Origin of the sequence: Devosia sp., from assembly GCF_028290645.1 — a bacterium.
Lineage (GTDB): Bacteria > Pseudomonadota > Alphaproteobacteria > Rhizobiales > Devosiaceae > Devosia_A.
On sequence record NZ_JAQGJL010000398.1, the window covers coordinates 1 to 6844 of the forward strand.

A 6844-nucleotide genomic window follows, 5' to 3' on the forward strand; every position below is an offset into this window, starting at 1 on the left:
CGAGGCCGCCAAGAGCCGTACCGGCAGCACTGCGTTCGGCGCGCCGATCGGCGGCGCCGCCCGCGGGCCCGTCTTCGAGCCACGCCGCGAGATCGCCGGTCCGCGCCACGAGCCGGCCGCCCGCAACGGGCAGGCTGCGGCCCGCCAGGTCGCTTCCGAACCGATCGCGCTGTTCAATGATCCGCCGGTGGCGGCCGCGATGTCGGCGGTGCGCGAGGTCGAGGTGGAACCCCAGCCGGTCGATCCGCAGGGCGCGATCGATCGTGCCATCGCAACGCTCGACCGCGAAGCGCGCGGCGACGGCGATGTGGACGGGCAGGTCATCAACGGCGTCGACTACGGCGATGACGACAGCGACCAACAGACGGTGCATGCCAACGGCTTTGCGCCCTCGATCCTGAGGGCCGATGCGCCCTCGACGATGCGTCCGCAGCGCGAAGGCAAGGCGGCCAAGGCCAGCGGCTTCGCCCGCGATGCCCGCGAGCCGCGCGGCAAGCAGAAGCGCGCCAAGCAGGAGCGTGAAACCGAAGCCGGTTTCCCGCGTGCGCGGGCCGAGAACGACCGCCGCGGCCTCGGCGCCGTCACCATTTTCCTCATCGTCTTCGCCGTGCTGCTGGTCGGCGCGGGCGGCGCCGGTTTCTGGGCCTGGCGCGAGGGCTTCATCAATCTGGACCAGATGTTCGGCCGTGGCGCGACGGCAACCGAGCAGGTTGCGGCGATCCCGGCAACGCCCGCCGGCACTCCGGCGGAAGCGCCGGCTACCGGTCCGGGCAATACCGACACGCCAGCCGACAATGCTGCGCCGACCGCCGAACTGGCCGATGACCGCCTCGGCGCCGAGCCGTCAGCGGTGGCCGAGACGCAGGCGCTGCCGCTAGTTGAACCGACCGCCGAGGCCCGCCTGGGCGCCGATACCGCACCGGCTGCGACCAGTGCCGAGCAGGCGGCCGCCGCGGTCGATCCGACCAATGTGGCCGGCAGCCAGTCGCTGCTGCTCGAAGCCTCGGACAATGGCACCACGGGCGCAGTGCCCTATTCGGGCACGGTCGAATGGAGCAAGGGGACCGACGAGATGGGCCTGCCGACGCTGATCGGCAAGGCCAACATCCCAGCGCGGAACCTCGCGGTCGACGTGCTGATCCGCAAGAATTCGGATGCGAGCCTCCCCGCCAGCCACCTGATGGAAGTCAATTTCCGGGTAACCGACAGCTTCATCGGCGGCTCGATCGCCGGGCTGCCCGGCGTGCTGCTGAAGAACGAGGAACTGGTGCAGGGCACGCCGCTGGTCGGCGCTTCGGCACGCGTCGTGGGCAACTCGTTCCTGTTCGCCCTCAGCGCCTCGCCGGCCGATGTGACCGCCAACAGCAACCTGTTGACCTCACGCAAGTGGATCGACCTCGCGCTCATCTATGCGACCGGCAAGCGGGCGATCATTACGCTCGAGAAGGACGCAGCGGCCGAGACGATGTTCGCTGATGTGGTCGGAGAGTGGAACAAGACCGCCTCGAACTGATGGCGGTGTACGAATGACGAAACGCCCGGCCGGTCCGGGCGTTTTTTGTTTTCGGGGGTATCGGAGGCGCTGGTGGCTGTGGACCCCCCCCTTTTCCCTCTCCCTGAAGTAGGGGGAGTGAGACCAAAACGCCGACGCCAGTGGGAGGGTCTCCCTCCCCGGTAGGGGGAGGGGACAGGGGTGGGGGTCCACGCGAACCGGACCTGCAGTCACACTTCCCGCAACTTCCCATCTTCCAGCTGGTAGCGCCGCGCCGCCAGCGCCTCGACGTCATCGGCATGGTGGCTGACCAGCAGCGTCGTCCAGCCGTGCTTTTCGGTGAGCGATCGCACCAGCAGGCGGATGGTGGCGCGCGTCTCGTCGTCCAGCGCCGAGAAGGGTTCGTCGAGCAGCAGCACGGGGCGGTTGCGCAGCAGGGTGCGCGCCAGGGCGACGCGCTGCTTCTCGCCGCCCGACAGGGTTTCGGCGCGCTGCCGGAGCAGGTTGGGCAGCCCGACTTCGCCGAGGGCGGCGGCGACCAGCGCCGCCCGTTTCGCGGCCGGCGTGCCCCGGGGCAGTCCCAGCTCGATATTCCGGGCCGCCGTCAGGTGATCGAACAGCGTTTCTGACTGGAACAGGATCGATACCGGCCGAGCCTCCGGCGGGAGTGGCAGAAGGTCATGGCCATCGAGCGAAAGTCTACCGGCCGACGGCGTCAAAAACCCGGCTATCAGGTCGAGCAACGTCGACTTTCCAGCCCCCGACTGGCCGCTGACGGCGGTGATTTCGCCGGGAAGCGCGGTAAAGCTCAGGTCGAAATGGCGGCTGGCGCCAAGGTGGGTGAAGGTCAGGTGATCAGCTTGAAGCATCGGTGAGCCTTCCGAACAGCCTCGGCAGCAGCACGAAGGCGGCGAGGCTGATGCACAGCATCAGCGCCGCAATGGTCGCCGCATCATTGGTGCGATAAGCCCCGAGCGCCCGGTACATGACGAACGGCAGGGTGGCGAAATCCTCGGTGCCGAACAGGGCGATGACGCCCAGATCGCCAAGCGAGAAGCAGAAGGCGAGGGCCAGCACCACCCCGGCCTCGCGCCCGATCAGCGGCCATTCGACAGCGCGGAACTGTTGCCAGCCGGTGAGCCCGAGCGAGCGGATCAGCCGACCGCGGCGCTCGGCGATGGCATCGAGAGGCGGGGCCAGGGTCGCCAGCGCAAAGGGCAGCGACAGCAGGGCATTGGCGACCAGCACGACGACCGGCGCCGCGGCCTCGGGCATTAGGCCGGCGTTGCGGACGAGGAGGAATGCGCCGAGCGACAGCACCACGGCGGGGACCGCGAGATAGGCATAAGCCGGGGCGCCGATGCCGATGCGGAGGAGCGGCGAGCCGGTGGCGGCGCGGCCCATGCCGATGCCGAGCGCCAGCGCCAGGGTCAGCAGCGCTGAGCCGGTGCCCAGTCCGAGGCTGGTGGCGAGGGCCTTCCAGAAGCTCGGGCGGCTCGTGACATCGACGATGCCGGGGCCGATGCCGTCGAAGAGGATGGCGAGCAGCGGCAGGGCGAAGCCGAGGACGCCCACGGCGAGGATGAGCCACTGCGCGGCACGGGCCACGCCACGGTCGCGCCAGCGGGGCGCTGCTGACGTGCCAGTGCTGGCAGAGACCGGCGCACAGGCCGAGGCGGCGAGGATGATCACCGAGCAGATGCCGATCTGCACCAGCGCGAGCGTCACCGCGCCCCGAAGGTCGAAATCGAGCCGCACCGCAGCGTAGATCGCGACCTCCAGCGTCTGGTTGGCGGGACCGCCGCCGATCAGCAACACGACGGGGAAGCTGGTGAAGGCGAGGAGGAAGATGATGGCGGCGAGGCCGGGCAGCGAGGGCTGCAGCATCGGCCAGTCGATGACGGAGAAGCGCTGCCAGGGGCCGAGCGCCAGGCTCTGCCCGGTTTTCAGGCGTTTTTCGGGGATGGCGTCGAGACGGGAGAGCAGGATGCGCGCGGCGAAGGTGCCGTCGAGGATGACATGCGCGGCGAGGATGCCGCCCAGTCCGAACAGCGGAACTTCGAGCGATTGGCCTGTAAGCGCCAGCGCCGCCTGGTTCACCCAGCCGGAGCGGCCCCACACGGCAAGGAGCCCGAAGGCGACGACCAGTCCGGGGGTGACGATGGCCGAGGCGAAGAGCCCGACGATGAGGTCGCGGCCGGGAAAGCGCAGCCGGTTCAGCGCCCAGGCGAGGGCCACGCCGGCTATCAGCGACAGGATGGTGCTGAGGCCAGCCTGGCTGGTGGTCATCCAGACGAGGTGCCAGACATCGACGCGCGAGCCTTGCGAGGGCTCGCCTGCCGCGGTCGCAAGGATCGCCAGCAGCACCAGCACCACCAGCCCGGCAATGGCCAGCGCGATGCCCGCCCCGGCGATGAGCCGGAGCGGGCGATAGGGCAGGGTGAGGCTATTCAAGCGCGGCGAGAGCAGCATCGACCCAGGCCCGGCCATTGGCGGCCAACGTCGTTTCGTCGATCTCCAAGACCTTCTCCGGCGGGGTGCCGAACGCGGCGGGCAGGTCGGCGCCGATATCTATTACCGGGTACATCCAGTTGGTGGTCGGGATCACCTTCTGCGCCTCGGGGGTGACGAGAAAGGCGAGGAAGGCCTTGCCGAGCTCGGCCTCTGCGGCGCTCTTCAGCAGCCCTGCCACTTCCACCTGCGGCACGAAGCCTTCGGTGAACGGGGCGTAGGCGTATTTGTCGTCGTTTTCGGCGATGGCATGGTAGGCGGGCGAGGTGGTGTAGCTCAGCACCATGTCGGCCTGGCCGTCGAGGAACAGGCCATAGGCCTCGGACCAGCCGCGGGTCATGGTGAGGATGTGCGGCTTCAGCCCCTTCCAGATCTCCGGAGCGCGGTGGCCATAGGCCGCCTGGACCCAGAGCACATTGCCAAGGCCGGGGGTGGAGGAGCGCGGGTCCTCGATGACGATCTTGAAGCTGGGAGGCAGCGCGATCAGTTCCTCAAAGGACTTGGGCGGGTTCGGCGTCTTCTGCTTGTTGTAGACATAGGCGAAGTAGCCGTAGTCGAACGGGACGAAGTCGGCATCGCTCCAGGGAAGCGATAGGCCTTCGAGGGTGAGGCCGTGCGGGGCGAAGAGGCCGGTGGCGCGGGCGTCGCCGGAGGTGGCGGTGTCGAGCCCGACGACCACGTCGGCCTTGGTCGAGGTGCCCTCGAGTTGCACCTTGCGCAGGGTCGAGATGGCATCCTCGGCGGTGGTGAACTCGACGGTGCAGCCGCAGGTCTTCTCGAAGCCGGCCTTCAGGGCCGGGCCGGGACCCCACTCGGCGGCGAAGCTGTCATAGGTGTAGACGTTGAGGACGGGCTTGTCCGCGGCAAGGGCAGGAAAGGCGATGGCGCAGACAACTGCCGCCAACGCGAAGCGCATGAACGAGTGCATATCGTTCCCTTCGGTTTCGCGGCCATGTGAATGAAGGGGACGTGCATGGATCAGACGCTTTCGCGCCCTTGCCATCTCGAACTTCCTCCGCCAGCATGACCTGGTTCAGGTTCAATGGGTAACTCTCAGCTCCGGAAGACCCGGAGCACCCCAGCGAGACACCTGACAGATAGACAGAGTTTTCCCCCCGTGCAAGCGCATGCGCCCCAGACTTCCGTTGCGGTCTTTGACGACCTGTTGGTCATCGTCGGCGGCGGGACGGTCGATTTCGACCTACTGCGGGAGCTGTATGCTTCAGGCGGCCATGTGGTTGGAGCCGATGGCGGGGCGGACCAGATCGTCGAGGCGGGGCTCAAGCCGGAGCTGATCATCGGCGATTTCGACTCGCTCAAGAACCCGCATGCCTGGCTCGGCAAGACCCGGCTGATGCAGATCGCCGAGCAGGAGACCACCGATTTCGAGAAGGCGCTGTATTCGACCCGCGCCCCGGTGACGGTGGCGATGGGGATGACCGGCCGGCGCTTCGACCACACGCTGGCAGCGCTCGACGCGGTGACGCGCTATGCGGCGAGGCGCAGGATCGTGCTGGTGGACGAGGAAGACGTGGCGGTGGCGTTGGCCGATGCGTTCGCGTTCGAGGTCGAGCGGGGGGACCGGGTTTCGATCCATCCGCTGGCGCCGGTGACGTTCTGGCGGTCGGAGGGGCTGAAATATCCGCTCGATGCGGTGAAGTTGGCGCCGGGGGTGCGGACCGGCACGTCGAACGAGGCGCTGGCGGGGCCGTTCACGGTGGTGCCGGAGGAGGGCGTCCATGCGCCGTACCTGCTGATCCTGCCGCGGCGGTATCTGGCGGGGCTGATTGCGAAGCTGCTGTTGGAGAAGCGGTAGGGGCTCGGGGCGGTTGGCTTGAGCCGAGTGTCCGGTGGCTGTGGACCCCCACCCCTGTCCCCTCCCCGCAAGGGGCGAGGGAGACCCCACCACCGGATCTAGTGTTTTGGTCTCCCTCCCCCTTGCGGGGAGGGGACAGGGGTGGGGGTCGGCTCGCTCTGAAGCTCGCGTTCCGCTGAACCAAAAGGCCGCCCAATGGGCGGCCTTGGTGACTATCGCTGCGCAGCCGTTAAGCCGCCTGTTCGCGGGACTTGGCGTGGGCGGCCTTCTGGACCGCCTCCTGCACCTTCTCGAACGCGCGCACCTCGATCTGGCGGATGCGTTCGCGGCTCACATTGTATTCCTGCGCCAGCTCTTCGAGCGTGGCCGGATCGTCGCGCAGGCGGCGGGCCTGGAAGATGGCCTTCTCGCGGTCGTTGAGGTCGCTCATCGCGTTGGTGAGCAGGCCCATGCGCTCGGAGAATTCCTCGGTTTCGCCGAGAGTGGTCTCCTGGTCCGGCGTATCATCGACCAGCCAATCCTGCCATTCGGAGGCGCCTTCATCGGCGCGCATCGGCGCGTTCAGCGAGGCGTCGCCCGAGAGGCGCTGGTTCATCGACACCACGTCGTTCTCGGTGACGTTGAGCGTGGTGGCGATCTGCTTGATCTGGTCGGGGTGGAGATTGCCGTCGTCGAGGGCGGCGATCTGTCCCTTGATCTTCCGGAGGTTGAAGAACAGGCGCTTCTGCGCGGCCGTGGTGCCGATCTTGACGAGGCTCCACGAGCGCAGGACGTATTCTTGAATGGCAGCGCGGATCCACCACATCGCGTAGGTCGCGAGGCGGAAGCCCTTTTCAGGCTCGAAGCGCTTGACGGCGTGCATCAGGCCTACGTTGCCTTCCGAAATTACTTCGGAGATCGGCAGGCCGTAGCCGCGATAGCCCATGGCGATCTTGGCCACCAGGCGCAGGTGGCTGGTGACCATCTTGTGGGCGGCCTCGGAATCCTGATGCTCCTTCCAACGCTGGGCGAGCATGAACTCCTCG

Annotated in this window: 6 protein-coding genes and 1 riboswitch; of the genes, 2 read left to right on the top strand and 4 right to left on the bottom strand. The window is 67.8% G+C overall.

The window, feature by feature from the left end; translation table 11 throughout:
* Positions 1-1513 (top strand): hypothetical protein (locus JWQ89_RS21085; protein WP_299644386.1); only part of this gene is annotated, 1513 nt, incomplete at its 5' end.
* Positions 1514-1722: 209 nt separating this feature from the next.
* On the opposite strand, the gene JWQ89_RS21090 is transcribed toward JWQ89_RS21085, so the two are convergent.
* Genes JWQ89_RS21090 through thiB form a run of 3 tightly spaced genes read right to left on the bottom strand, consistent with a single transcriptional unit; the run spans position 1723 to position 4931 of the window.
* A complete protein-coding gene (locus tag JWQ89_RS21090; protein WP_299644388.1) occupies positions 1723-2361 on the bottom strand; it encodes an ATP-binding cassette domain-containing protein in 639 nt (212 codons plus the stop codon).
* Positions 2348-3982 (bottom strand): hypothetical protein, encoded by a 1635-nt coding sequence (locus JWQ89_RS21095; RefSeq protein WP_299644391.1) that lies wholly within the window; start codon positions 3980-3982, stop codon positions 2348-2350. Before JWQ89_RS21095 ends, JWQ89_RS21090 begins: the two co-directional genes overlap by 14 nt.
* Positions 3939-4931 carry a thiamine ABC transporter substrate binding subunit gene (gene thiB, locus JWQ89_RS21100; RefSeq protein WP_299644394.1) on the bottom strand — a complete coding sequence of 331 codons (993 nt, stop codon included), beginning with the start codon at positions 4929-4931 and terminating at the stop codon, positions 3939-3941. Before thiB ends, JWQ89_RS21095 begins: the two co-directional genes overlap by 44 nt.
* 65 nt (positions 4932-4996) lie before the next feature.
* Positions 4997-5094, bottom strand: a riboswitch (TPP riboswitch).
* A 26-nt stretch (positions 5095-5120) separates the two neighbouring features.
* Here thiB and JWQ89_RS21105 point away from each other — a divergent pair.
* Positions 5121-5819 (top strand): thiamine diphosphokinase, encoded by a 699-nt coding sequence (locus JWQ89_RS21105; RefSeq protein ID WP_299644395.1) that lies wholly within the window; start codon positions 5121-5123, stop codon positions 5817-5819.
* A gap of 229 nt (positions 5820-6048) precedes the next feature.
* Here the strand turns inward: JWQ89_RS21105 and rpoH are convergent.
* Positions 6049-6844, bottom strand: a 796-nt coding sequence (gene rpoH, locus JWQ89_RS21110) for an RNA polymerase sigma factor RpoH (RefSeq protein WP_299644397.1), incomplete at its 5' end; no start/stop codon positions are given.

Coding starts and splice junctions, on each gene's coding strand:
- JWQ89_RS21090 (WP_299644388.1), bottom strand. CDS start 2,361: ATGCTTCAAGCTGATCACCTGACCTTCACCCACCTTGGCGCCAGCCGC.
- JWQ89_RS21095 (WP_299644391.1), bottom strand. CDS start 3,982: ATGGCCGGGCCTGGGTCGATGCTGCTCTCGCCGCGCTTGAATAGCCTC.
- thiB (WP_299644394.1), bottom strand. CDS start 4,931: ATGCACTCGTTCATGCGCTTCGCGTTGGCGGCAGTTGTCTGCGCCATC.